22 protein-coding genes are annotated in these 23,143 nt (G+C 74.5%); 7 read left to right on the top strand and 15 right to left on the bottom strand.

What is annotated here, in order from left to right:
- Positions 1-35: 35 nt before the first annotated feature.
- The 3 genes from O4J56_RS14070 to O4J56_RS14060 all read right to left on the bottom strand — a co-directional run bounded on the left by O4J56_RS14070 (position 36) and on the right by O4J56_RS14060 (position 2,553).
- Complete coding sequence (locus O4J56_RS14070; protein WP_270686215.1) at positions 36-536, bottom strand: hypothetical protein; 501 nt, start codon at positions 534-536, stop codon at positions 36-38.
- Positions 537-601: 65 nt separating this feature from the next.
- Complete coding sequence (locus O4J56_RS14065) at positions 602-931, bottom strand: hypothetical protein (protein WP_270686214.1); 330 nt, start codon at positions 929-931, stop codon at positions 602-604.
- Between the two features lie 836 nt (positions 932-1,767).
- Complete coding sequence (locus tag O4J56_RS14060; protein ID WP_270686213.1) at positions 1,768-2,553, bottom strand: SDR family oxidoreductase; 786 nt, start codon at positions 2,551-2,553, stop codon at positions 1,768-1,770.
- 472 nt (positions 2,554-3,025) lie between these two features.
- Here O4J56_RS14060 and O4J56_RS14055 point away from each other — a divergent pair, with 472 nt between their 5' ends.
- Positions 3,026-4,300: a sensor histidine kinase gene (locus tag O4J56_RS14055; protein ID WP_270686212.1), complete on the top strand. Its 1,275-nt coding sequence runs from the start codon at positions 3,026-3,028 to the stop codon at positions 4,298-4,300.
- Positions 4,252-4,899 carry a LuxR C-terminal-related transcriptional regulator gene (locus tag O4J56_RS14050; RefSeq protein ID WP_270686211.1) on the top strand — a complete coding sequence of 216 codons (648 nt, stop codon included), beginning with the start codon at positions 4,252-4,254 and terminating at the stop codon, positions 4,897-4,899. The genes O4J56_RS14055 and O4J56_RS14050 overlap by 49 nt, the downstream gene beginning before the upstream one ends.
- A 502-nt stretch (positions 4,900-5,401) precedes the next feature.
- On the opposite strand, the gene O4J56_RS14045 is transcribed toward O4J56_RS14050, so the two are convergent.
- Together O4J56_RS14045 and O4J56_RS14040 are read right to left on the bottom strand one after the other, a co-directional pair.
- A complete protein-coding gene (locus tag O4J56_RS14045; protein WP_270686210.1) occupies positions 5,402-7,387 on the bottom strand; it encodes an AMP-dependent synthetase/ligase in 1,986 nt (661 codons plus the stop codon).
- A gap of 164 nt (positions 7,388-7,551) precedes the next feature.
- Positions 7,552-8,286 (bottom strand): sporulation protein, encoded by a 735-nt coding sequence (locus O4J56_RS14040; RefSeq protein ID WP_270686209.1) that lies wholly within the window; start codon positions 8,284-8,286, stop codon positions 7,552-7,554.
- A 201-nt stretch (positions 8,287-8,487) separates the two neighbouring features.
- Here O4J56_RS14040 and O4J56_RS14035 point away from each other — a divergent pair, with 201 nt between their 5' ends.
- A complete protein-coding gene (locus tag O4J56_RS14035; RefSeq protein WP_270686208.1) occupies positions 8,488-9,540 on the top strand; it encodes a M14 family zinc carboxypeptidase in 1,053 nt (350 codons plus the stop codon).
- A 134-nt stretch (positions 9,541-9,674) separates the two neighbouring features.
- On the opposite strand, the gene O4J56_RS14030 is transcribed toward O4J56_RS14035, so the two are convergent.
- From O4J56_RS14030 to O4J56_RS13990, 9 genes are all read right to left on the bottom strand, one after another.
- Positions 9,675-10,943: a multidrug effflux MFS transporter gene (locus O4J56_RS14030; protein ID WP_270686234.1), complete on the bottom strand. Its 1,269-nt coding sequence runs from the start codon at positions 10,941-10,943 to the stop codon at positions 9,675-9,677.
- Positions 10,944-11,187: 244 nt separating this feature from the next.
- On the bottom strand, positions 11,188-12,411 hold the full coding sequence (locus O4J56_RS14025) for an MFS transporter (RefSeq protein ID WP_270686207.1): 1,224 nt from the start codon (positions 12,409-12,411) through the stop codon (positions 11,188-11,190).
- A gap of 86 nt (positions 12,412-12,497) precedes the next feature.
- Positions 12,498-12,932 (bottom strand): MarR family winged helix-turn-helix transcriptional regulator, encoded by a 435-nt coding sequence (locus O4J56_RS14020; protein ID WP_270686206.1) that lies wholly within the window; start codon positions 12,930-12,932, stop codon positions 12,498-12,500.
- A gap of 242 nt (positions 12,933-13,174) precedes the next feature.
- Positions 13,175-13,546 (bottom strand): DUF3037 domain-containing protein, encoded by a 372-nt coding sequence (locus O4J56_RS14015; RefSeq protein WP_270686233.1) that lies wholly within the window; start codon positions 13,544-13,546, stop codon positions 13,175-13,177.
- 11 nt (positions 13,547-13,557) lie between these two features.
- Positions 13,558-14,325: a HipA family kinase gene (locus O4J56_RS14010; protein WP_270686232.1), complete on the bottom strand. Its 768-nt coding sequence runs from the start codon at positions 14,323-14,325 to the stop codon at positions 13,558-13,560.
- Between the two features lie 26 nt (positions 14,326-14,351).
- The gene (locus O4J56_RS14005) at positions 14,352-15,968 is read right to left on the bottom strand and encodes an antibiotic ABC transporter (RefSeq protein WP_270686205.1); all 1,617 of its coding nucleotides are present in this window, start codon (positions 15,966-15,968) and stop codon (positions 14,352-14,354) included.
- Positions 15,965-16,897, bottom strand: coding sequence for an ABC transporter ATP-binding protein (locus O4J56_RS14000; protein WP_270686204.1), 933 nt, complete (start codon positions 16,895-16,897; stop codon positions 15,965-15,967). The genes O4J56_RS14005 and O4J56_RS14000 overlap by 4 nt, the downstream gene beginning before the upstream one ends.
- On the bottom strand, positions 16,881-17,588 hold the full coding sequence (locus O4J56_RS13995; protein WP_270686203.1) for a TetR/AcrR family transcriptional regulator: 708 nt from the start codon (positions 17,586-17,588) through the stop codon (positions 16,881-16,883). Before O4J56_RS13995 ends, O4J56_RS14000 begins: the two co-directional genes overlap by 17 nt.
- A gap of 132 nt (positions 17,589-17,720) precedes the next feature.
- Entirely contained in the window at positions 17,721-18,239 is a 519-nt protein-coding gene (locus O4J56_RS13990; protein ID WP_270686202.1) for a hypothetical protein, read from the bottom strand.
- A 339-nt stretch (positions 18,240-18,578) separates the two neighbouring features.
- Here O4J56_RS13990 and O4J56_RS13985 point away from each other — a divergent pair, with 339 nt between their 5' ends.
- Complete coding sequence (locus O4J56_RS13985; RefSeq protein ID WP_270686201.1) at positions 18,579-18,713, top strand: hypothetical protein; 135 nt, start codon at positions 18,579-18,581, stop codon at positions 18,711-18,713.
- A 16-nt stretch (positions 18,714-18,729) separates the two neighbouring features.
- Here O4J56_RS13985 and O4J56_RS13980 read toward each other — a convergent pair whose 3' ends face one another.
- Positions 18,730-19,239 (bottom strand): DoxX family protein, encoded by a 510-nt coding sequence (locus O4J56_RS13980; RefSeq protein ID WP_270686200.1) that lies wholly within the window; start codon positions 19,237-19,239, stop codon positions 18,730-18,732.
- 60 nt (positions 19,240-19,299) lie between these two features.
- Here O4J56_RS13980 and O4J56_RS13975 point away from each other — a divergent pair, with 60 nt between their 5' ends.
- The 3 genes from O4J56_RS13975 (at position 19,300) to O4J56_RS13965 (ending at position 22,907) form a co-directional block, all read left to right on the top strand.
- Positions 19,300-19,857: a TetR/AcrR family transcriptional regulator gene (locus tag O4J56_RS13975; RefSeq protein ID WP_270686199.1), complete on the top strand. Its 558-nt coding sequence runs from the start codon at positions 19,300-19,302 to the stop codon at positions 19,855-19,857.
- A 274-nt stretch (positions 19,858-20,131) separates the two neighbouring features.
- Positions 20,132-21,946: an alkyl/aryl-sulfatase gene (locus tag O4J56_RS13970; RefSeq protein ID WP_270686198.1), complete on the top strand. Its 1,815-nt coding sequence runs from the start codon at positions 20,132-20,134 to the stop codon at positions 21,944-21,946.
- A 106-nt stretch (positions 21,947-22,052) separates the two neighbouring features.
- Complete coding sequence (locus O4J56_RS13965) at positions 22,053-22,907, top strand: SAM-dependent methyltransferase (protein WP_408639116.1); 855 nt, start codon at positions 22,053-22,055, stop codon at positions 22,905-22,907.
- Positions 22,908-23,143: the final 236 nt, after the last annotated feature.

The raw sequence follows: 23,143 nt of genomic DNA, 5'->3' as shown, positions 1-23,143 counted from the left end.
TACGGGCGCGCCGTGGGGCGGGGCGGGTCGGCGGGTCAGCCGGACAGGCCGCCGCGCAGGGCGTCGATGATCTCGGTGGGTCCGGCGAGGGTGAACACGGCGATGGCCGAGGCGGCGGTGGCCAGGGCGAACAGGCCCGCGGCGATCTTGCGGCGCAGCAGGGCGGCGGTGGCGGCGCCCGCGGCGGGCACGGCCAGGGCGCAGGTGAGCATGCCGATGAGGTACCAGGCGGTGGCGCGCAGGGAGGGGGCGAGCTCTTGGGGGCTCTGGTGGTCCATCATGGCCAGGCCCTCGGCGAGGACGAGGATGAAGAACAGGGCGGTGCCGCCGAGCCAGACCAGGGCGAGCAGGGTCCACAGCGCCAGGGGCCAGCGGGGCCGGGGCTCGTCGAGCGGGACGGGGGTGCGGCGGCGCGAGGGGGCCTTCAGGGCGCCGCCGGTGCCGTCGGCGGCGGGGCCGGGTGCGGAGGCCCCGGCGGCCGGGGTGCGCGCGGCGGCCGTCCTGCGCTTGTTCTTGTTCTTCTTCTTGGGTGACACGTGCCCTCCCCCGGTGTCCCTGAGTGTGTGCGGGTCGGCGCCCAGGGTAGGCGGTCGCCGGGCCTTCAGGCGCCGGGGGCCAGGTGGACGGCGGCGATGAAGACGGGCGGCCAGGCCAGCAGGGCCAGGCACCACAGGGCGGCGCGTCGGTCGCCTGCGACGGTGGTGATGGCGGCGGCCAGCAGGGGCAGTCCGGCCGAGGCGGCGAAGCCCAGGGTGTACCACTCCGAGGCCGAGCCGGTGTCGGCCGAGGTGCCGTTGACGTAGCCGAGGGGGCCCAGAACCAGGGCGGCCACGGCCAGGACGGCGGCGACGATGCGGATTCCGGCGGGGTGGCGGGTGTTGGTGCCGGCGGGCAGGCGGCGGGGGCGGTCGCCGTTGTCTGTGGGACGCACGGTGTCGCGGGTGCCTTTCAGGCGGTGCGGCGGGCGAGGGGGCGGACGGTGGCGGGTGCGTGGGCCCGCCTGGCGCTGATAAGGCATGCTACCGCTGCCCGAAGCCCTTTCGGCCCGGCCGATCCGGCGCAGTGCGCGAGGGGCGGTGTGCGTTTCGGGTGGTGTGCGCGGGACAGGTGCGGCCTTTGGGCGGCGGGGGGCCGAACGGGCGGCGCATACCGGGCATACCGGACAGCATGAGAGGGGGTCGGGCATCCTGCGTCGTGGAATCGACGCTTTTGGGCAGATCGGGCGTCGATATCACCACTCAAGTTGCCCCCACACCCCCTCGCCCGCCCCCCTTGGCGATGATCTCGACGAAGGTGCTGTCATTCCGGCCGTTTTGACAGCACTCCCGTCGAGATCATCGCGGAGTAGGGGCGCACCGGGGCGGCGGCCGCCACGAACGCGCTCAACCACGCGCCCGCCCGGTCGCGCCGCCGCCTGGAGCACCAGCGGCCCACCACCCGGCAGGCAGGGCCGGGGAACCGCCCCGCTGTCGCCGTCGCCGCCCTCCACGGTGACCATGCACACGCGCCGCGCCCGACAGCGCTGCGGTGTGGGCCGCTGGCCTCTCCTCGTCGCCGCCCTCAACGGTGCGCCCTGTCGGCCCACCGCCCGGCCGGGCCCCTCAAGCGGGGTACCAGCTCAGCCGCCCGCCCGCCCGGGCCGGGAGCGGCCCGCCGCCCGGCAGGCAGAGCCCGGGAACCGCCCCGCTGTCGCCGTCGCCGCCCTCCACGGTGACCACGCACACGCGCCGCGCCCGACAGCGGAACCGTAAGGACCGCCGACCAGCGCTACCCCCTGCCGACGTACGGCATCCCCGTCGCCATCAAGGTCATCCACTGCACGTTGGCCTCCAGCGGCAGGGCCGCCATGTCCGCCACAGCCCTGGCCACATACCGCGCGTCGAACACCGGCTCCGGCGCGCGGCCGCCGTCGGCCTGGAGCGTTCCCGCCGCGATGCCCTCCGTCAGTTCGGTCGCCGCGTTGCCGATGTCGATCTGCCCGCACGCGATCCCCAGCGGGCGCCCCTCCAGCGCCAGCGACTTCGTCAGCCCCGTCAGCGCATGCTTGGTCGCCGTGTACCCCACCGACATCGGGCGCGGCACCTGCGCCGACACCGACCCGTTGTTGATGATCCGCCCGCCCCGCGGCTCCTGGCGGCGCATCCGCGCGAAGGCCTCGCGCGCGCACCAGAACGCCCCCGTGAGGTTGACGTCCACCACATGCCGCCACTCGTCGTCGCCGACCTCGTCCACCGCGGTCGGGGCGGGCATCGCGCCCGCGTTGTTGAACAGCACGTCGACGCGGCCCCAGCGCTCGTCGACGGCCCCGAACAGCGCCCGCACCGCGTCCGGGTCGGACACGTCGCAGGCCACCGCAGCAGCGCGCTCGCGCTGCGGTGCCCCCGCCAGCTCGGCCGTCTCCTCCAACCGCTCCCGCCGGCGCCCTGCCAGGGCCACCGAGTAGCCGCGCCCGAGCAACTCCAACGCCACCGCGCGCCCGATCCCGCTCCCGGCGCCCGTGACGACCGCCACACGCCCTTCGCCCTCGCTCCGCTCCGGTGCCGCTGCGCCCATGGCCCTCCGCTCCCCTTCTCCGATCCGTTTCCGGCCCGACCCGTTCCGCTCCGATCCGATTCGGGCCGGGCCGATCCGGGCCCGCGCCCCGTCGTCGCAGGGCCGCGCGCTGCCGGGCATCCTCCCATGGGCCATGAGCGACACCTCGCAGGGCACGGGGTATGTGCGATCCGCGCCCGACCCGTCAAGCGGACAGCGGCGCACGAGCGCACGGGCGGACAGGCAGTCAGGCAGACGGCGTCGCTGCCGTCGGGACGGTGCCCAGAAGGCACGCCGCCCCCACCGGGGGCGGGGCAGGCGGCGCCCCGCGCGCTCCCGGCCACCTCGCCACCGCCCCCTAGGGGAACCCCCGACAGGGGACCCCGCACCACTGCGTGCGGTCCGCACGCACCCCCACAATGGAGCGAGCGGCCCGGTGCCCAGCACCGACCGGCCGCCCGCCGCGCCGCCGACACCGCCGAGGACGCCGCCCATGATCCGCGCCGACCGACCCGCCGCCACCGGACGCCTGTACCTGCTGGCGTGGTCGCTGCTGCTGGTCGCGCTGGCCGCCACCGGAGTGGTGCTGCTCGCCCTGTTCTCCGTGGCCATGGTCCTCACGGCGATCTGGATCGGCCTGCCCATCGCCGTCATGCTCACCCCCCTCATCCGCAGCCTGGCCGACACCTGCCGCCGCGTGCTCGGCCAGTTCCTCGACGAGGGCCCCATCCCCTCCCCCTACAGCCCGCTGCCCCAGGGCACGTTCCCCGCGCGCATCCGCGCCGTGTTCACCGACCCCGGCACCTGGCGCGACATGGCCTGGCTGCTGTTCAACGGCACCGTCGGCGCCGTGGTCGCGCTCATGCCCGCGGTGCTGGTCGGGCACGCCGTCTACCAGACCCTCTACGCCACCGTCCTGTGGCGGGTCGTGCCCGACCTGTACGGCCTGCCGGTGGAGAACCAGACCGAGGCCTTCGTCGCGCTCGTCCCCGCGGTCATCGAACTGGCGCTGTTCTGGCGCGCCACCCCCGCCCTGCTGCGGCTGTACGCCCGGATGAGCCGCTGGCTGCTGGCCCCCACCGAGAAGGCCCGCCTGCACGCCCGCGTCGAGCACCTGGCCACCTCCCGCGCCGACACCATCGACGCCCAGGCCTCGGAGGTGCGCCGGATCGAGCGCGACCTGCACGACGGCGCGCAGGCGCGGCTGGTGGCTCTGGGCATGAGCCTGGGCATGGCCGAGGAGCTGCTGTCCCAGGACCCCGACACCGCCCGGCGGCTGCTCACCGAGGCGCGCGAGGCCACCCGCCAGGCCCTCGACGAGCTGCGCGACCTGGTGCGCGGCATCCACCCGCCGGTACTGGTCGAGCGCGGCCTGGACGGGGCGGTGCGCGCGCTCGCGGTGTCCCAGCAGCTGCCCATCGACGTCGACATCGACCTGCCCGGGCGCGCCCCCGACCCCGTGGAGTCGGCCGCCTACTTCGCGGTGGCCGAGGTCCTGACGAACGCGGTCAAGCACTCCGGCGCCGGCCGGGCGTGGGTGCGCATCACCCATGTGGCCGGGCGGCTGATGATCCTGGTCGGGGACGACGGGCGGGGCGGCGCCGAGGAGTCGGGGGGCTCGGGGCTGCGGGGCATCCGGCGCCGACTGGATTCGTTCGATGGCACCATGAACATCGTCAGCCCGGCGGGCGGGCCGACGATCGTGACCATGGAGCTGCCGTGCGCGTTGTCATCGCCGAAGACCTGGCCCTCCTCCGCGACGGGCTGATCCGCCTGTTGGAGGCCCACGAGTTCACCGTGGTGGCCGCCGTGGAGAGCGGGCCGCAGCTGCGGGACGCCCTGGTCGAGCACCGCCCGGACGTGGCCGTGGTGGACGTGCGGCTCCCGCCGACCTTCACCGACGAGGGCCTGCAGGCGGCGATCGAGGCGCGCGGGCAGGTGCCCGGGCTGCCGATCCTGGTGCTCTCGCAGCACGTGGAGCAGCTGTACGCGCGCGAGCTGCTGTCCGACGACCGGGGCGCGGTGGGCTACCTGCTCAAGGACCGTGTGTTCGACGTGGGGCAGTTCCTCGACGCGGTGCGCCGGGTGGCCGAGGGCGGCACCGCGATGGACCCGGCGGTGATCTCCCAGCTGCTGGCCAAGCACGGCGACGAGGGCCCGATGGCGTCGTTGACCCCGCGCGAGCAGGAGGTGCTGGGGGAGATGGCCGAGGGCCGGTCGAACTCGGCGATCGCCGGGCGCCTGTTCATCACCGAGAAGGCGGTGAGCAAGCACATCAACAACATCTTCACGAAGCTGGACCTGCCGCCGTCGGGCGATGACAGCCGCCGCGTGCGGGCGGTCCTGGCGTGGCTGAACAACAACTGAGGTGGCGGGCGCGGGCGTGCCCCTTGAAGGAGGCCGTGGGGCACGCCTTGTCACTCCGAAGGTCCGCAGGTCAGGACGTGGACGTACGCCCGCGGGCTCTGAGGAGCGCACCCCGTTCCGGCGCCCTCCGTGCTCCATATCCGGATTCCCCGCTCGCAGCGGCCCTCGCGCATATTCCGTTTCTCCATGACCCCGAAGAAGATCCCGGAGATCCTTCAGACGCATTTCCGCAACCGGTGGCGCATCCGGACGACCGGAATGAACCGCCTCCGATGCCGATCTCGGGAGAATCGCCCCTAAGAGCTGGCGCGGATGGGCGGGCGGACCGCAGGGGTCCGGCCCCGCCGACTCCGCCGCCGAACGCCGCCCCCACGTCGTTGATCTCGGGAAAAGCGCCCCTAAAAACGGCCCGGTAGCGTCGTTTCTCCCGAGATCAACGCGGAGCGCACCCGCCTATCCGCGCGGGCTCTAAGACCGTCCGCGAAGGGGCCTTCTCCCGAGATCAACGGGAGTGGGACTCCGGGGAGCGGTACAGGCCCTCGATCTCGTCGGCGAAGGCGCGCAGCACCGCGTCGCGCCGCAGCTCGCCCCCGGGCAGCACCAGCCCGCTCTGCACCGTGAACTCCTCGGCCAGCACGTGGAAGGCCCGCACGGCCAGCTGCGGCGGCACCGCCTGGTTGGCCTCGCCCACCGCCACGCTGATCTCGCGCAGCAGCTCCGGGTCCGAGGCGATCTCCTCCGGCGGCGTGTTCAGCGGCCGGTTGTTCACCAGGCGCCAGTACTCCAGCTGGTCCGAGGCCAGCGTCACCAGCGCCGTGCAGTAGGGGCGCCCGCGCCCGATCACCATCGCCTGGCTGACCAGCGAGTGCGAGCGCAGCCGCCGCTCCAGGTCGGCCACCAGCTCCTCCGGGGACGGCTGGGGGACGGCCGCCGCGGGCCGCTCGGCCCCGGAGGGACCGGCCTCGCCCCCGCCGCCGGTCCGGGCGTGCGGCGCCTCGTGCGCCGCCGGGGCCGCCTCGGCCCCCTCGCCCCGCCCCGCGGCCCCGGGCGCCGCGTCGGCGCCGCGCGGCCGCGCCGGGGCCGAGCAGGCCTGCACCCGCAGCCGCTCGCGCACCGTCACGTACCCGTCGCCGTCGACCTCCCCGGCGACCCCGGTGGCCAGCCACCCGTCGCGCAGCGCCTCCCGGCTCGCGTCCGGGTCGTTCCAGTAGCCCGGGAACACCCCCGGTCCGCGCACGAACAGCTCGCCGCCGGGTCCGGGCCGCACCTCGGTGCCCTCCAGGGCCCGCCCGTGGGTGCCGGCGCGCCGGTCGTCGGTCCCGTTGGCGCAGAACGCCCCGCCCGACTCGGCGGTGCCCGAGACCTGCACCAGGGGCACGCCGGCGCCGTTGAAGAAGTGGTCCATCCGCGCGCTCATCGGCGCGCCCGCGACCACCAGCAGCTTCACCCGGCCGCCCAGCGCCTCGCGGATGCGCGTGTACATCCACTCGTACATGGCCTTGGACACCCGCCGCCAGGCGCCCTTGCGCCCGGCCTTGTCGAAGTCCACGGCCAGCTCGGTGGCGGCGCCGAAGGCGTTGTGGTTGTCCCAGCCGGTCTGGCGCGCCTTGTCCGACTCGGCCCGGTACAGCCGCTCCAGCAGCTCGGGCCCGGTCACCAGCACCGTCGGCTTGAACGTGCGCAGCTCGGCCGGCAGGTCGGCCCTGGGCTCCAGCACCCCCAGCCGCACCCGCGCCAGCATGCACGCGGCCAGCGCCGCCTGCCCGAAGTGGTCGGCCAGCGGCAGCCGCATCAGCGCGCTGGCCTCCCCCGGCTCCGTCCCGGCCAGCGCCGGGGACAGCCGCCGGACCAGCGCGTCGGCGGCGTCCAGGCGGTTGCCGTGGGTGAGCACGGCCCCGCGCCCGGGGCCGGCCACCGACGCCGGGTAGTCGATGACGGCCGGGTCCTCGCGCACCACCTCCTCCATGCGGAAGCGCACCGAGGAGGAGTCCATGTAGGCGCCGGGGCGGGTGACGGCCTCCAGCCCCTCGGGGCCGTCCAGGCGCCACACCCGGCCCAGGTCGGGGACCTCGCGGGAGGCCGCCGCGGCGGCGTCGGCCTGGCGGCCGTCCTGCAGCACCACGGCGGCCGGGCGGCAGTCGCGCACCACGGCCAGCAGCCGCTTGGGCGAGCACGACGCCGGCAGCGGCACCGCCACCGCCCGCACCGCCCACACGGCGAACTGCAGCAGCACCTGCTCGTAGCGGGCGTCGCCGACCAGGACGACCCGGTCGCCCACGCCCACCCCGGCGCCGATGAGCCCCTTGGCCACCGCGGTGACCTCGCTGAGCAGCCGGGCGGAGGTCACCCGCTCCCAGGTGCCGTCGGGGCCGCGCCGGGAGACCACCTCGGCGGCGGGCAGGTCCTCCGCGTTGCGGTAGAGCACCCCGGCCAGCCCGTTCAGCGTCCCGGCCGGAACGGCCCCCTGCCACGCGCCGCTCTCCCGCATGCGTCCGCCTTCCCGCTCGCTCAGGGTCCGCGCGGTGGCCCCGGTACGGCCGATGCCGCCGGGGCGCGCGCGTCGAATCCCGCCCACTGTGCCCGGGTGCGCACCCCCAGTCAACCCGGGTAAAGGCCCGCGTACAGGGCGTGACCAGGGATGATCACCGCGTGTCAGGACCGCGCGGCCGATTCCAGCCACGTGGACAGCTCGGCCGCCCCGGGGGCCGGGTCGGCGTGGTCCACCGACCCCTGCCAGGGGGACCCGTGCCCGTCGCGGCGCTCGGCCAGCACCCGGCAGGCGCGCTCATCGGTGACGAAGACGACGTCCACGTCCACCCCGCGCTCGGGGGAGCCGAAGCACAGCTGCTGGTAGAACGGCAGCCGCTGCTGCACGCCGGGCACCGTGCCGCGCTCCAGGCGCGCCCGGCGCAGCGGCAGGCCGACCGCCTCGGCGGCGTCCAGTACGGCGGTGTGCGAGGCCAGCGGGGCCACCGACACCGGGTCCAGGTCCTCGGGGTCCACGGCGGCCGACACGTGCAGCTGGGTGTACAGGCCCACGCCCATGCCCCGGATCGGCTTGCCGCGGTAGCGGGTCAGCGGGGTCTCCCAGGGCAGCTCCAGCTCGAAGGGCACCTCCACCTCGGCGCCCTCGGCCAGTTCCAGGGCGTCCTTGACGCGCTCATGCTTGAGCTGCAGCTCGATGTCCCATTCGACTTCGCCCTTGTCCATCTCCGCGCGGGCCTGCAGCCCCACCGTGACCTCGTCGATGTGCAGGTCGACCTCGCCGCCCTTGACGTGCACCGTGCCGGCGAGCACCCCGCCGGGGCGCACCTCGCCCTCGCGCAGGACCGTCTGCACCGCGGCCCCGCCGAATCCCAGGCCGGCCAGCAGCCGCTTGAACTCCATCGTCGGCAACTCCTTCTCGCTCGCGCATCGGGGTCCCCTCCGAACCTTAGAGGGTCGGGGCGGCCGCCCGATCCGATGCGGGGGGCGCGTGCGCGGTTCCCTTCCGATTCCCTCCCCTTGCCCTCTTCCCTCCGCGCGCGCCCGCGCGCGTGCCGTGCGCACCTTGTGCCCCGTTGAGCACAGAGTGCACAATTCCCCACCATGAAGCGAAATTGGCGCATCGTTACGGCCGTGACCGCCTTCGCCCTCCTCTCCCCCGCCCTCGCCTCCCCCGCCCTCGCCGACGCCCCCGAGGCGGCCGGCGGGCCCATCGACCCCCGCCCCAGCACCGAGGAGCTCCGCCGCCACCTCGACTGGATCGAGAAGCGGAGCCGGGGCGCCGTCGACGTCACCACGATCGGCACCACCAACCAGGGCCGCCCGATCTTCAACGCCACCGTCGGCACGGGCCCGCTGCGGCTGATGTACGTCACCCAGCAGCACGGCAACGAGCCGCTGGGCACGCCCGCCGCCCTCGAACTCCTGGAGGACCTGGGCATCCGGCCCGGCAAGGACGAGCGCGCCGTACTCGACCGCGTCACCCTGTCCGTCGTGGTGCGCGCCAACCCCGACGGCCACGAGCTCGACCAGCGCTACAACCACGACCCGGACGCCGACCCCGAGTACGGCGAGCCGGGCGTGGGCTACGACCCCAACCGCTACCACTCGCCGAGCCTGGCCCCCGAGGACAACCCGGTGCCCGAGGCGGCGGCGGTGCGGCGCCAGTACGACGCGTTCGACCCGCACCTGGTGGTCGACTACCACATGCAGGGCCGCTACATCGACGACGACGGCGAGGAGATCACCGCCTCGCTCATGTGGCCCACCGCCCCCGGCGTCGACGACGGCGCCCGGGACCTGTCCCGCCAGGCGGTCGCGGTCTCGGCCGAGGCGATGGAGGACTCCTACGACGGCGCCAACGTGAGCCTCTACCCGGGCGGCGACTACGAGGGCATCGCCCGCAACGCCTACGGGCTGATGGGCAGCGGGAGCGTGCTGGTGGAGCTGAGCGCCACCGGCCCGGACATGGAGCAGGCCCAGATCGCCTCGGCCTACGACTCCATGGACGGCCTGGCCCGGAGCGCGGCGGACGGCTCCCTGTTCGAGGTCGACCCGGACAGCGCCGACGACATCCCCGAGCGCGGCGACCCGCTGCCCGCCGGCCAGCAGGGCCAGGCCCAGCCCTTCCAGGTCGAGGGCGACGACCTGGACTGACCGGGCGGACCCGGCGGTCGGCCCGTCACACGAAAAGAGTGGGCCCGGACGGATGCGATCCGTCCGGGCCCACGCGCCGTCGTCCCGGGCGCCCCCGCCTCCACCCGACCGGGCGGCCCGCCGGGGCCGTGCGGTCAGGCCGCCGCGCGGGCGGTGCGGCGGGCGGTCACGGCGAACACCGCGGCGGCCGCGGTCGCGATCGCGCCCATCACCACCGCCATGCTCACCAGGCTCGCCTGCCCCGTCGCGGTCAGCCCCGCCAGCGAGGACAGGCCCCCGCCCAGGGCGAACTGCATCGACCCCATCAGCGCCGAGGCCGTCCCGGCCACCGACGGCTCCTGGCTGGAGATCGCCATCGTCGTGGCGTTCGGGAAGACGAACCCGACGCTGAACATCAGCGACCAGAACACCGCCGTCAGCACCGGCAGCGCCCAGCCGCCGGACACCCCGACGGCCGCCAGCACGCCCAGCGCCGCCACCGCGACCAGCATCCCCGCCAGGCCCCCGGCCAGGCGCCGCGGCGTGCCCACCTTCCCGATCAGGTAGGCGTTGACCTGCGTGCCGATCAGCAGCCCCAGTGTGTTCACCGCGAACACCAGGCTGAACTGCTGCGCCGTGGCCCCCAGCTCGTTCTGGGACACGAAGGAGAAGGAGCTGATGTAGGTGAACATCGCCCCGAAGGCCAGTCCGAGCGTCAGCGCCGGGCCCATGAACCGCACGTCGCGCACCAGGGAGGCCACCGTCCGCGCCAGCGACCCGGCCCGCAGCGGCCGCCGCATCCGGGCCGGCAGGCTCTCCGGCAGCCCGAAGAACACCACCACCCAGCTGGTCGCCGCCACCACCGCCAGCACCGCGAAGCTGAGCTGCCAGGGCCCCACCCGCAGCAGCTGCCCGCCCAGCACCGGGCCCAGCAGCGGGGCCAGCCCGGTCACCAGCATCAGCCGGGAGAAGAACCGGGCCGCGTCGTCGCCCTCGAACATGTCGCGGACCACCGCGCGGGAGATCACCGCGCCCGCGGCGCCCGCCACGCCCTGCACGAACCGGAGCCCGGCGAACACCCCCGCCGAGGGCACCACCATGCACGCCAGCGACGCCAGGGCGAACACGGCCACGCCCACCAGCAGCGGGCGCCGCCGCCCCAGGGAGTCGCTGAGCGGGCCGATCACGAGCTGCCCCACCGCCATGCCGAGCATGATGGCGGTCAGCGTGAGCTGGATCTGCGCCTCGGTGGAGCCCAGGTCCTCGGCGATCACCGGGAACGCCGGGAGGTAGAGGTCGGTGGCCAGCGGCCCGGTCGCGGTGAGGGTGGCCAGGACCAGGACCAGCACCGCCGTGCGGCGGCGCCCCTTGCCGGGAGCCGGCTCCGGGCCTGCTAGGGGCGTCGGGACGGAGGGCGAGGACACGGAGGACACGCCGGGGGCTCCTTTCGGCGGCGGGGCGGGCGGGGCGCAAAGAAGGCGGCGCCCTGGCACGGGGCGCCGTCCCTCTCCAACACATTCACGCATAGATCCCATCCCCCGACGACGTGATTTCGGCCCCAACCGGGCCCCGCCGACGCCGCGGGGGAGCCCCGGCAGGCCTCCCGACCAGGGCTCCCCCGCGCCGCACCCCCTCCACGGGAGCACGAGAGAAACATTTTCGCCGGGGTCAGGCCGCCAGCGCCCCGAGGTGGTGCCTGCGCGCCACCAGGACCCCCATGGCCACCAGGCAGCACGCCGCGCCCACCGCGTACGGCAGCACGGGGCTGACCTCCTCGCCCAGCTTCGTCGCCACGAACGGCGCCAGCGCACCGCCCATCCAGCGCACGAAGTTGTACCCGGCCGAGGCCACCGGCCGCGGCGCGTCGGAGACCTCCATCGCCGCCTCCGTGAACACCGTGTTGTTCATCCCGATCGGCACGCCGGTGAGCACCACGGCCGCCACCACGCCCGCGTGCGCGTCCAGCCCGGCCGACACCGCGATCGCGGCCTGCAGCACCAGCAGCACCCCCAGCGCCACGTGCAGGGTGCGTACCGGCCCCAGCCGGTGCTGCAGGCGCGGCGCCACCACGACCGAGGACACCGCCACCAGCACGCCCCAGGAGAAGAACACCGCCCCGATCCCGTACGGCGACATCCCCAGCACGAACGGGGTGAACGCCAGCACCGTGAAGAAGGCGAAGTTGTAGAACAAGGCCGTGACAGCGGTCGTGGACAGCCCGCCGTGCGCCAGCGCGCGCAGCGGGTCGCCCAGCCGCGTCTTCTGAGCGGGCTTGGGCGGCGCCTTGAGCAGTGTGGTGATGAGGATGAAGCCCACCGCCATCAGCACCGCCGTGCCGAAGAACGGGGCCCTCCAGTGCCAGTCGCCCAGCAGTGCGCCCACCAGCGGGCCCGACGCGATGCCCACGCCCAGCGCCGCCTCGTACAGCACGATCGCCGACTCCATGCCGCCCACCGCGGCTCCGACGATCACCGACAGCGCGGTGGCGACGAACAGCGCGTTGCCCAGGCCCCAGCCCGCGCGGAACCCGATCAGCTCGCCGACCGACCCCGAGGAGCCCGACAGCGCGGCGAACACCACCACCAGGGCCAGCCCGAGCAGCAGCGTCGCCTTGCCGCCGATGCGGCTGGAGATGAACCCGGTCACCAGCATCGCCACGGCCGTCACCAGGAAATAGCTCGTGAACAGCAGCGACACCTGGCTGGGCGAGGCCTCCAGCCCCTCGGCGATCGACGGCAGGATCGGGTCGACCAGGCCTATGCCCATGAACGCCACGACCGCGGCGCCCGCCGTCGCCCAGACGGAGAGCGGCTGGCGCCACGGGCCCGCCCCCGCACCCTCACGGGTCGCGGGGGTGGCCTGGCCTGCGGGCGGTAAATCCGTCGTGGACATAGACGTCCTTCGACCTCCTCGATCATGCGTCCGCCGGATGCGGACAGGGGAACCGGTGGGTGCGGACGGCACGGCCCCGGGCGGGCCTACGCCCCGTCCCTGGGGGCGGCGATCTTGCGCAGCGCCGGGAGCGCCGCCTCCACGGCCGCGCGCTCCTCATCGCTGAGCTCGGCCAGGCGGGCGCCCAGGAAGTCCGCGCGCGCCGCGCGCCCCTCCCGCAGCAGGTCGCGCCCGTGCTCGGTGAGCCCCACCGCGACCGCCCGGGCGTCCTCGGCGTCGGCCCCGCGCTCCACCGCCCCGAGCTTCTCCAGCCGGGACACGTGCGCGGTCATGGTCGGAGTGCGCACGCCGTGCTCCTGGGCGAGCGCGGTCATCCGCCGCGGGCCCGCCGACAGCGATCCGAGCACGCCGAGCTGCTGGGCGGAGACCTTCTGGTCGGCCGTGGCCTGCCGGGTGAGCAGGACCAGCTCGCGCAGGGCCGTGGCGAGCCGCTGGGCCAGTTCGGGGTGTCGCCGTCGCACCCGGCCAGCATAAACTTAGATAGCCTAACTAAGCAAATGGCCGTGCCGGGCCGGCTCGCCCCGGGCGCCGCACACGGCGAAGGGGAGGGCGCGGACGCATTCCGCGTCTGCACCCTCCCCGCTCCTTCGGCCCCGCCCGTGGCACAGGCCGAGGGCCCAAAGCGGCCGTGGCCTGTTCACCGACCTGAGGGCCGCACCGCCCCGGCCGGTCGGGAACGGCACCGCCCCGGGGCACGCGCCCCTCAGCCCACCAGCGCCCCTGCCAGCCGGTCCAGCTCCGCCGCCGGGTCGCTCGTCAGACCCGAATGGATCGGCCCCGGCTGCACGATCGTGCTGCGCGGCGCGGTCAGCCACCGGAACCGCGCCCCCTGCGCCTCGGTGCGCGCCGGACCGGCCTCCGCCCCGCCCCGGCACACCCGCCGCACGGCCTCCAGCGCCCGGTGCACGCCCTCGACGTCCACCCCCGGGTCGATCGCCCGCAGCCGGTCGGCGTCCAGGCCGCAGCGCGCCTCCAGGAACCCGGCCGACTTGCAGTAGACGATCACGCCCGCGTTGACCTGCTCACCGCGCTCCAGCCGCGGGACCACCCGCACCAGCGCGTACTCGAAGACCATCGGCCCGCCGCTCACCGGCCCACCTCCGGCAGCCACACACGCTCGGAGGCCCGCGCCAGCAGGTGCTCCACGTAGGCCTCGCGCACCTCGCCGACCGACCCGAACCCGGCCTCGTCCACCAGCCACTCCTCGGGGACCAGCCCCACCACCTCGCGCAGCAGGCCCTCGGTGACGCGCGGCGCCAGCTCGGCGTCGGCGGCCCCCAGGTCCGGCGAGGCGCCGATGAGCACGTGGTCCGAGGCGTCGTAGGGCCTCTTGACGGCCGAGGCCGCACCCTTCCAGTTGTGGTGGAAGATCAGGGTCGCTCCATGGTCGATCAGGTAGGGCTCGCCGTGCCAGACGAGCATGTTGGGGTTGCGCCAGGAGCGGTCGACGTTGCCGATGAAGGCGTCGAACCACAGCACGCGCCCGGCGAACTCCGGCCCGGTCTCATAGACGAGCGGGTCGAACCCCAGCGCCCCGGGCAGGAAGTCCATCCCGAGGTTCAGGCCCCCGCTGGCCTTCAGCAGCTCCTGCACCTCCTCGTCCGGCTCGCCCCGGCCGATGACCGCGTCGAACCGCAGGCGCACCAGCTCGGGCACCGGAAGGCCCAGACGGCGGCCCAGCTCCCCGGCGACGACCTCGGCCACCAGCGCCTTGCGCCCCTGCCCGGCCCCGATGAACTTGGCCACGTACATGCCGAAGTCATCGGCCTCGACCAACCCTGGGAGCGAGCCGCCCTCCCTCAGCGGGAGGACGTACCGCGTCCCCGCGACTTCCCTGAGCACGCGTGCCAGGATAGTGCGCGGACAGGGGCCCCGATCCGCTAGGCGCCCAGGTCCCGGCGGCCCAGCCCGAACAGGCCCACCGCGCACAGCCCGAGCCCCAGGGCGGCCAGGGCCGCCAGGACGGGCGCCCCCGGCGTGCCGAGGAAGGGCAGCACGTGGGCGAACGGCGACAGGGCCAGGAACAGCCACTCCGGCCACCCGAGGTGCTGGCCGAACTCCACGGTGAGCGCGACGGCCAGCGCCCCGTAGGCGACGGCGGGCGCGGCGCGACCGGCCAGACCGCAGGCGGCCGCGGCGACCCCGACGATCACCCACACGGCCGGGACCAGGCGCAGGACGGTCGCCAGCAGCGCGCCCGCGTCCGCGGCCCCCGCGCCGAAGCACAGGCCGACCACGGTCAGCAGCACGACGGGCGCGGCCAGCGCGACCGCGAGGTGGCCGGCGGCCCAGCGCACCCGACCCACCGGCCCGGCCAGGAGCAGGGCGGCGTGTCCGTCGGCCTCCTCCGAGCGGATCCGCAGCACCGCCCGGACCGCGTACAGCGAGATCGGGAAGACGGTGGTGAAGGCGATGTAGACGAACAGCACGTCCGAGGGCGCGACCGAGCCCGCCGCCGCCCACGACCGCATGCGCTCGCCGACGGCGTACTGCCCCATGGCGGCCGACCCGGCCAGCGCGGCGGGCAGGCAGACCGCGGCCGTGGCCGCCGTCCACGCCGCCAGCGACGACCGGTGCAGCCGCCAGGCCAGCCCGACGGGCCCGCTCAGGGTGCGCGGGGCCCGTGCCCGCCCGGGACGTGCCGCCAGCAGCCCGCTGCCCGGGTCGCGGCGGTCCGACAGGGTGAAGGCGGCCCACACCAGTACGGCGGCCAGAGCCGCGACCAACAGCAGCGGCCACCAGAGGTCACCGGCGAAGGGCCGGGTGCGCTGCATCCACCCGTTGGGGGTCAGCCACCCGAGCCACCCCAGCCCCGGACCGCCCAGGTCGGACACTCCGCGCACGAAGTGCAGCGCGACGAACAGGGCGAACGCTCCGGAGGCGGCCGCGCGCGGGCTCGCGGACACCTGCGCCGCCACCGCCGCCATCGCCGCCGCCACCCCGACCGCCCCGGCCACGACCGCCCCGAACAGGACCGACCCGGCGGCGGGCATACCGGAGGCGGCCATCGTCGCCGCGGTGAGCGCGCCCATCAGCACGCCGCCCGCCCCCACCACGGCCAGGGCCGCCGCCAGCGGCGCGTGGCGCCCCACCGCCGTCGCTCCCACCAGCTCGCGGCGGCCCTCCTGCTCGTCGGTGCGCGTGTACCGGACGACGAGGACCACCGCGCCCAGGGCCGCCAGCAGCGTCGCGGCGCCGAACGACTCCTGCACCAGCAGGGCATCGAGCCCGGTGCCGTAGGCGGGCCCCTGGAACAGCAGGTACATCGGGACATCGGTCATGACCTGGTCGTACCGGTCCTGCCGGGCCGCGGCGGTCGGGTACAGCACCTCATAGGTGCCGCCCGCCCGGGCCGCGGCGACGGCCCAGCCCGCCAGCAGCCACACCGCGAGCCCGATGCGGTCGCGCCGCAAGAGCGTCCGGGCGAGCAGGAGCGTGCCGGTCAGGGGGCCGCCGGTCCCGGCGCCGGCCCGCGGCGCCACCACCGCCGCACTCATCGGACCGCCTCCCCGGGCACCTGGGACGCCCCGGCCGGCTCCCGCCGATAGTGCCGCAGGAACAGCTCTTCGAGCGTGGGCGGCTGAACGGTGACGTCGGCCAGCCCCACCCGGTGCAGGCGGACCAGCACGTCGCCGATGCCCGCGGTGTCGACCTGGCAGCGCACGCGGCGCCCGTCGACCTCCAGGCCGTGCACCCCCTCCGCCTCGCCCAGGCCGTCCAGCCCCTCGGGGTCCGCGGCCAGCTCGGCCACGACCGAGGAGCGGGTCAGGTGCCGCAGCTCGGCCAGAGTGCCCGCCTCGACCGTGCGCCCGGCGCGGACGATGGTGACCCGGTCGCACACCGCCTCGACCTCGGAGAGGATGTGGCTGGAGAGCAGGACGGTGCGGCCCCGGTCCCGCTCCTCGGCGACGCACTCGCGGAAGACCTCCTCCATGAGCGGGTCCAGCCCCGACGTCGGCTCGTCGAGGACGAGCAGCTCGGCACCGCCGGACAGGGCCGCCACGAGCGCCACCTTCTGCCGGTTGCCGGTGGAGTAGGTGCGGCACTTCTTGGACGGGTCCAGGTCGAAGCGGCGCACCAGCTCGTCGCGGCGCCGCCGGTCCTGCGCGCCGCGCAGCCCGGCCAGCAGGTCGATGACCTCCCCGCCGGTCAGGCCGGGCCACAGCGCGACGTCGCCGGGGACGTAGGCCAGGCGGCGGTGCAGCTCCACCGCGCGGTGCCAGGGGTCCTGCCCGAACAGCCGCGCCGTCCCCCCGTCCTGGCGCATCAGCCCCAGCAGGATCCTCAGTGCGGTGGACTTGCCCGCCCCGTTGGGGCCGAGGAAGCCGTGCACCTCCCCCGGCTCCACGGCCAGGTCCAGTCCGTCCAGGGCCCGTACCGGCCCGAAGGACTTCGCCAGCCCCCGGGTCTCAACCGTCGCGGTCATCGGAGGTCCCGTCCTTCCGTGGGTGCGTGGTGCCGTGCTGGTAGTCCTCGGCCGCCCTGCGCACCGCGCTCCCGGTCTCGGAGGCGGTGAACTCGGCCATGGCGCCGTAGACGTCGAACATCGCCAGGCCGATGCGCGCCGCGTTCTCCGCGGCGAGCACGTCGGCGCCCATGCGGCGCGACAGGTGCTCGTGGAGCACGACCGTGGCCTGGTGCATCGCGGCCATCACCGCGGCGGCGTCCCGTGTCCGGTCGGCGCCGGGCGGGAAGCGCTCGGGCCAGGTGCGGCTGAGGAACTCCTCGGCGACCCGGGCGCCGGAGTCGAAGAACGACGCCGCCGAGGGGGTCCCCTCGACCATGGTGCGGGCGACGTAGCGCAGGACCGGCGGGCTGGCGCGGAACATGCCGGCCAGGAAGTCGGCGTCGGTGATCTCGCCCCCGGTGACGCCCAGGCCGTCCAGGCTGGCCAGGGTCTGGGCGGCGAAGTCGTCGCAGGCCCGCCGCAGGCCGTCCTTGGTGCCGAAGTGGTGCTGGACCAGTCCGACGGAGACGCCCGCGTCCTCGGCGACGCCCTTGAGGGTCGTGCCGCTGTACCCGCGCGCGGCGAAGCGGGCGAGCGCGGCGTCGCGGATGCGCGCCCGCGCGGTCAGGTCCTCGGGCGATCGGTCGCCCGACGTGGAAACGATAAACACGTACCGCAGACTATACGTACATATTGTCCGTTGTCCATCATGTACGGACACCCGGCGGACAGGCGCCCCTCAGCACCCCTCAGTGCGCCTCTCGCTCCCCGGCGCCGCGGTGGCCCGGATCCGCACAGCGGGCTACCGACGGGCCTCCAGGCGGGCACGCAGCGGCGCGTAGTCGTGCCGCGGGAACCACGCGGGGAACGAATCGAGCATCGCTTGAAGGTCGGCACCGGTACTGCGGAGTTCGGTCGAATCGAAGGCGACATCCGCGAAGAGGTACTGCCATCCGCACGCACCCTTGGTCACCAGCACGGTGTTCACGTACTCCGCGTAGTCCAGGTCGAGCAATTCGAGACGGTGCAGCCCCGCATCGTAGAACCGCGGCTCGCTGTCGATCACATAGAGGTCGCTCAGCTTCTCGCAATCCCCGCCCCCGAGCGTGTCGTCGTCCGGAGGAAAGACATCCTCCGTGACGCTTCGGTGCAGATGCGGGATGCAGAACTCTCCGACGATGAGCGGCTCCTCGACCGTGCGCCATGCGGCCGCGATGCCGTCGACGTCCATGAGGCAGCCATCGAGCGCAGCCGTCTGCGCCCGGACCTCATCGGCAATGCCCCGTACGACGACGGCCGCGTCCGCACGCTCTTCGGACAACGGGACGATCCTTTGTGCGGCCACACTGATGTGGGGGCTGGCACCCAGCTCCTCCAAGGCCTGAACGGCCCCTTCCTTAAGAGCGAGATGTGAGAACATCGTCGCTCGACGACCCACGGCGGAGGCGGCCACCCCGACCACATCGGCCGAGGACAGGGGCCGCGGGGAGCGCGCGTTCGAAGATGCGTGCGGCGTAGCCGCACCTATGCCTGGCCTGTATTCAGGAGTGACGCTCCACCAATCCGGCCTTTATGTCGTAGATCTTTTTCTTATGTCCGGTTCCGAAGGCCGTCACTCGCCGTCGCTCCCGGTCGGCTCCGCCGTGAGGAGGGCGTGGAAGTGGTCGAGCATCCGGCCGCGGTCGAGGGCAGGCCGGTGAACGGCTCGAAGGCGTCGGCGGCCTGGAACACCGCCATGCCCCCGCCGTCCAGGGTGCGGCAGCCGTTCCGCTCGGTCGCGCCGCGGGAATCGTGAGGAGACACGTCACGCATCACCTGGGGGCCGCGTCCGCTGAGGGGCCGGCGGAAGGGGCCGCATCCGGACCGGCCGCGCGGCGGGTCCGGACGTGGTGCACCACCACGCTGAGCACCGCGGCGAGGAAGACCGCTTGGAGCAGGGTCCGCGGCACCAGCCGGTCGTCCCAGGGGAGCCCGGCCTCCGTGACCGCCTTGTACACGTTGGCCGGGAACATCGCGACCAGCATCGCGGCGAGCCCCGCCGCCGACCACGGCGCCGTCCGCGGCCACAGCAGCGCGGCCGCGCCGACCAGCTCCAGCACGCCGGTGAGGGCCACCAGCAGCTCCGGGGCGGGCAGCGCGGGCGGCACCATGGCCACCAGCTCCTCGCGCATGCCGACGAAGTGCGCCAGCCCGGTCGCCGTGAACATCAGGGCCAGGCCGCAGCGCACGGCCACCGGCCAGGGGCGCAGCGCCCGCACCCCGGCCCGGCCCGCCGCCAGCGCCGCCGCCGTGCCCACGAGCAGGAAGATCAACGGCGCCATGGCGCTCTCCTCTCCGCCGCATATCTTGTCACTGACAAGACCGGCGCTAGGCTGGCCGCCATGCCCTACCACCACGGCGACCTGCGCCGGACCCTGCTGGCGGCGGCCGCCGACGCCGTCGCCGAGTCCGGGGCGGCCGCGGTCAGCCTGCGCGAGCTCGCCCGCCGGGCAGGGGTGTCCAACGCCGCCCCGACCCACCACTTCGGCGACAAGGCCGGCCTGCTCACCGCGCTCGCGGCCGAGGGCTACGGCCTGCTCGCCGACACCGTCACCCGGGAACGGCTCTCCGGCGGCGGGATCGTCGGGATGGGGGTGGCCTACGTCCGGTTCGCCCTCGACCATCCGGGGCATTTCGAGGTGATGTTCCACCCCGCCCTGTACCGCGCCGACGACGAGGAGCTGTCGGCCGCCCGGGCGCGGGCCGCCGACGCCCTGGCCGCAGGGGTCACGGCCCGCCCGGGCGCGGGCGGCGGCGACGCGGGGACCGCAGGCGTGGCCGCCTGGTCCCTGGTCCACGGGTACGCGACACTCGTGCTCGCCGGAGCGGTCCGCACCGACGACCCGCAGGCGCAGGCGCGGGCCATCGCACGGCTCCTGTTCCCCGACGACGCGCCTTGAGGCGGCCCCCGGGCGGCACGGCCCCCGGAAGGGGGCGCGACAGCACCTCCCCCTTCCCTTTTATTGAAGAACGGATGACCTCCCCTTTTTCTCATCGCGGGCGACACGCCCCCTTCCCGGCGGTGGATACCTGTCCGGCCGACGCATTCCCACGATTCCTACCGGCCCTCTCGGATATTCGGAGTGGTTCCGCGACCCGGCGCGCCAAGGGCCACCGCGGGTTTTTACCCTGCGCCTATTCACTTCCGGGAAGGAATGGGCGAATCTGTCCTCCATGACTCACCTCGACTATGGAGACCGCGTCGACTTCGAGAACGCCGACCGCGGGTTCATCGCCGCCCTCGACCCCGGAATCGTCAAGGACGGGCAAGGGAACGTCGTCTGGGACAACGACGTCTTCTCCTCCTTTCTGGACCGGGAGTGCCCGCCGAGCGCGAACCCGTCGCTGTGGCGGCAGTCGCAGCTGTGCGCCAGACAGGGCCTCTACGAGGTGACCGACGGCGTCTACCAGGTCCGCGGGCTCGACCTGTCCAACATGACCCTGGTCGAGGGCGACACCGGCGTCATCGTCATCGACCCCCTCGTCTCGAACGAGACCGCCGCCGCGGCGCTGGCCCTCTACCGCGCGCACCGCGGCGAGCGGCCCGTCACCGGCATGGTCTACACGCACTCGCACGTGGACCACTTCGGCGGCGCCGAGGGCGTCGTCCCGCCCGGCAACCCCGACGGCGTGCCGATCCTGGCCCCGGAGGGCTTCGCCGAGCACGCGATCGCCGAGAACGTCTACGCGGGCACCGCCATGGCCCGGCGCGGCATGTACCACACCGGTGCGACGCTGGAGCGCGGCCCCGAGGGCATGATCGGCACCGGCCTGGGGCAGACCGCCTCCACCGGGACGGTGTCCCTGGTCCCGCCGACCATCGACATCACCCGCACCGGGCAGGAGGAGACCGTCGACGGCGTGCGGATCGTCTTCCAGGTCACCCCGGGCACCGAGGCCCCGGCGGAGATGAACTTCCACTTCCCCGACCGCCGGGCGCTGTGCATGGCCGAGAACGCCTCGCACACCATGCACAACATCCTCACCCTTCGGGGCGCCCTGGTCCGCGACGCCCGCGTGTGGTCGCGCTACCTGGACGAGGCCATCACCCTGTTCGCCGGCGCCTCCGACGTCGCCTTCGCCTCGCACCACTGGCCCACCTGGGGCGCGGACGCCATCACCCGCTACCTGTCCGAGCAGCGGGACCTGTACGCCTACATGCACGACCAGACGCTGCGCATGCTCAACCAGGGCCTGACGGGCCCGGAGATCGCCGAACGGATGGAGCTGCCCCCGGCGCTGGCCTCCGCCTGGCACGCGCGCGGCTACTACGGCTCCCTGTCGCACAACGTGAAGGCGGTCTACCAGCGCTACATGGGCTGGTTCGACGGCAACCCCGCCCACCTGTGGGAGCACCCGCCGGTGGAGCAGGCCCAGCGCTACGTGGAGTGCATGGGCGGCACGGCCCGCGTCGTCGCGCTGGCCGCGGACTACACCTCCCGGGGCGACCTCAGGTTCGCCGCCACCCTGCTCAACCACGCCGTCTTCGCCGACCCGGAGGACGAGGGGGCCAAAGGCGCCCTGGCCGGCGTCTACCAGAGCCTCGGGGAGAGCGCCGAGAGCGGCACCTGGCGCAACTTCTACCTGACCGGGGCCAAGGAGCTGCGCGAGGGGGTCACGCCCAACCCCTTCGGCATCTCGGGCGGCATGGCGGCCGGCCTGAGCCCCGAGCAGGTCTTCGACTCCATGGCCATCCGGGTCAACGGCCCCAAGGCCTGGGACGAGGAGCTGAGCGTCTCCTGGGTGCTCACCGACACCGGGCGGCGGTTCCGGATGACGCTGTCGAACGGCGTGCTGACCCACCGCCCCGAGCCCGAGGGCGCGCCGCACGCGGACCTGACGGTCACCCTGGCCCAGCCGCGGCTGTTCGCGCTGCTGACCGGCAAGGACACCGAAGGGGTGGAGTTCGCGGGGGACACGTCGGTCCTGGCGCGCCTGCAGCAGGTGATGGACCGGCCCGATCCGGACTTCCCGATCGTGACGCCGTAGCGGCCGGGGAGCGCGGCCGGGGCCTGGGCGCCCCGGCCGGTTCCGGCCGCGCCCGCCTCACCGCGGCGGCGGGCGGGCGCGCCCGCGCCGCATTAGGGTGTGCGCCGTGAACGCCACCCCCCACTCCCCGCACGACCGCCCGGAGCCCGCCGAGGACGGAGCCGACGGCGGGCGCCCGCGCATCGACCCGTCCGTCGCGCACAACGCCCGCGTATGGAACCACTGGCTCGGCGGCAAGGACTCCTACGCCTCCGACCGCGCCGTCGGCGACCACGTCGCGTCCATGTTCCCGGGCATCGTGGACGTGGCGCGCGCCGACCGCGGGTTCCTGCGCCGCGCCGTGCGCCACCTGGCGGGCGAGGCGGGCATGCGCCAGTTCCTGGACATCGGCACCGGACTGCCCACCAGCGACAACACCCACGAGGTGGCCCAGGCGGCCGCCCCCGACAGCCGGGTCGTCTACGTGGACAACGACCCGCTCGTGCTGGTGCACGCCGAGGCGCTGCTCGCCTCGGCCCCGGCCGGAGCGACGGACTACATCGAGGCCGACGCGCGCGACACCGGGCCCATCCTCGCCGAGGCCGCGCGCACGCTGGACTTCGACCGGCCGGTCGCGCTCATGCTGCTGGGCGTGCTCAACTTCATCGAGGACGACGGCGAGGTCACGGCCCTGGTGCGGCGGCTCGTGGACGCGCTCGCCCCGGGCAGCCACGTCGCCGTGAGCCACCCGATCGTGCACTCCGGCGAGGGCGGCAACACCGAGGCGATGGAGTTCTGGAACGCCAACGCCACGCCGCCGATCAAGGGCCGCTCCCCCGAACAGGTCGCCGCGCTCCTGGAGGGCCTGACCCTCCTGCCGCCCGGAGTCGTCTCGTGCTCGCAGTGGCGGCCCGACGTCAGCGCGGACGGCACCGGCCCCGCCTGGGTCCCCCAGGTCGGCGCCGTCGCCCGCAAGGACTGAGGTACCGGCGGCACAGCGGTCCCCCGACTCGGACCGAGCCGCCTGCGGGAAGCCCTCCGCGCCATCGCCGACGACCGTTTCGACGCCGACGCAAACGGTCCGCAACGCTTCGCGCGACCGGCCCGCCACAGCGGAATCGATGCCGGTCGCGCCTTCCGCCCATGGTGTTCTCCGATCGTCCGGGGACCACGGGATCCGCACCCCGAGGTGGTCGCACGGACACGGGAGGCGTGTCG

Source organism: Nocardiopsis endophytica (assembly GCF_027706725.1).
Lineage (GTDB): Bacteria > Actinomycetota > Actinomycetes > Streptosporangiales > Streptosporangiaceae > Nocardiopsis_A > Nocardiopsis_A endophytica.
The sequence above is the reverse complement of the archived record's forward strand: the minus strand, read 5'-3'. Positions and strand labels throughout refer to the sequence as shown.

Bases quoted from the DNA above. Each gene is read 5' to 3' on its own strand.
- O4J56_RS14025 (WP_270686207.1), bottom strand. From the start codon at position 12,411: ATGTCCACGACGGATTTACCGCCCGCAGGCCAGGCCACCCCCGCGACC.
- O4J56_RS13975 (WP_270686199.1), top strand. From the start codon at position 19,300: ATGCCCTACCACCACGGCGACCTGCGCCGGACCCTGCTGGCGGCGGCC.
- O4J56_RS14000 (WP_270686204.1), bottom strand. From the start codon at position 16,897: ATGACCGCGACGGTTGAGACCCGGGGGCTGGCGAAGTCCTTCGGGCCG.
- O4J56_RS14060 (WP_270686213.1), bottom strand. From the start codon at position 2,553: ATGGGCGCAGCGGCACCGGAGCGGAGCGAGGGCGAAGGGCGTGTGGCG.
- O4J56_RS14040 (WP_270686209.1), bottom strand. From the start codon at position 8,286: ATGGAGTTCAAGCGGCTGCTGGCCGGCCTGGGATTCGGCGGGGCCGCG.
- O4J56_RS14045 (WP_270686210.1), bottom strand. From the start codon at position 7,387: ATGCGGGAGAGCGGCGCGTGGCAGGGGGCCGTTCCGGCCGGGACGCTG.
- O4J56_RS14015 (WP_270686233.1), bottom strand. From the start codon at position 13,546: ATGGTCTTCGAGTACGCGCTGGTGCGGGTGGTCCCGCGGCTGGAGCGC.
- O4J56_RS14005 (WP_270686205.1), bottom strand. From the start codon at position 15,968: ATGAGTGCGGCGGTGGTGGCGCCGCGGGCCGGCGCCGGGACCGGCGGC.
- O4J56_RS13980 (WP_270686200.1), bottom strand. From the start codon at position 19,239: ATGGCGCCGTTGATCTTCCTGCTCGTGGGCACGGCGGCGGCGCTGGCG.
- O4J56_RS14035 (WP_270686208.1), top strand. From the start codon at position 8,488: ATGAAGCGAAATTGGCGCATCGTTACGGCCGTGACCGCCTTCGCCCTC.
- O4J56_RS14055 (WP_270686212.1), top strand. From the start codon at position 3,026: ATGATCCGCGCCGACCGACCCGCCGCCACCGGACGCCTGTACCTGCTG.
- O4J56_RS13970 (WP_270686198.1), top strand. From the start codon at position 20,132: ATGACTCACCTCGACTATGGAGACCGCGTCGACTTCGAGAACGCCGAC.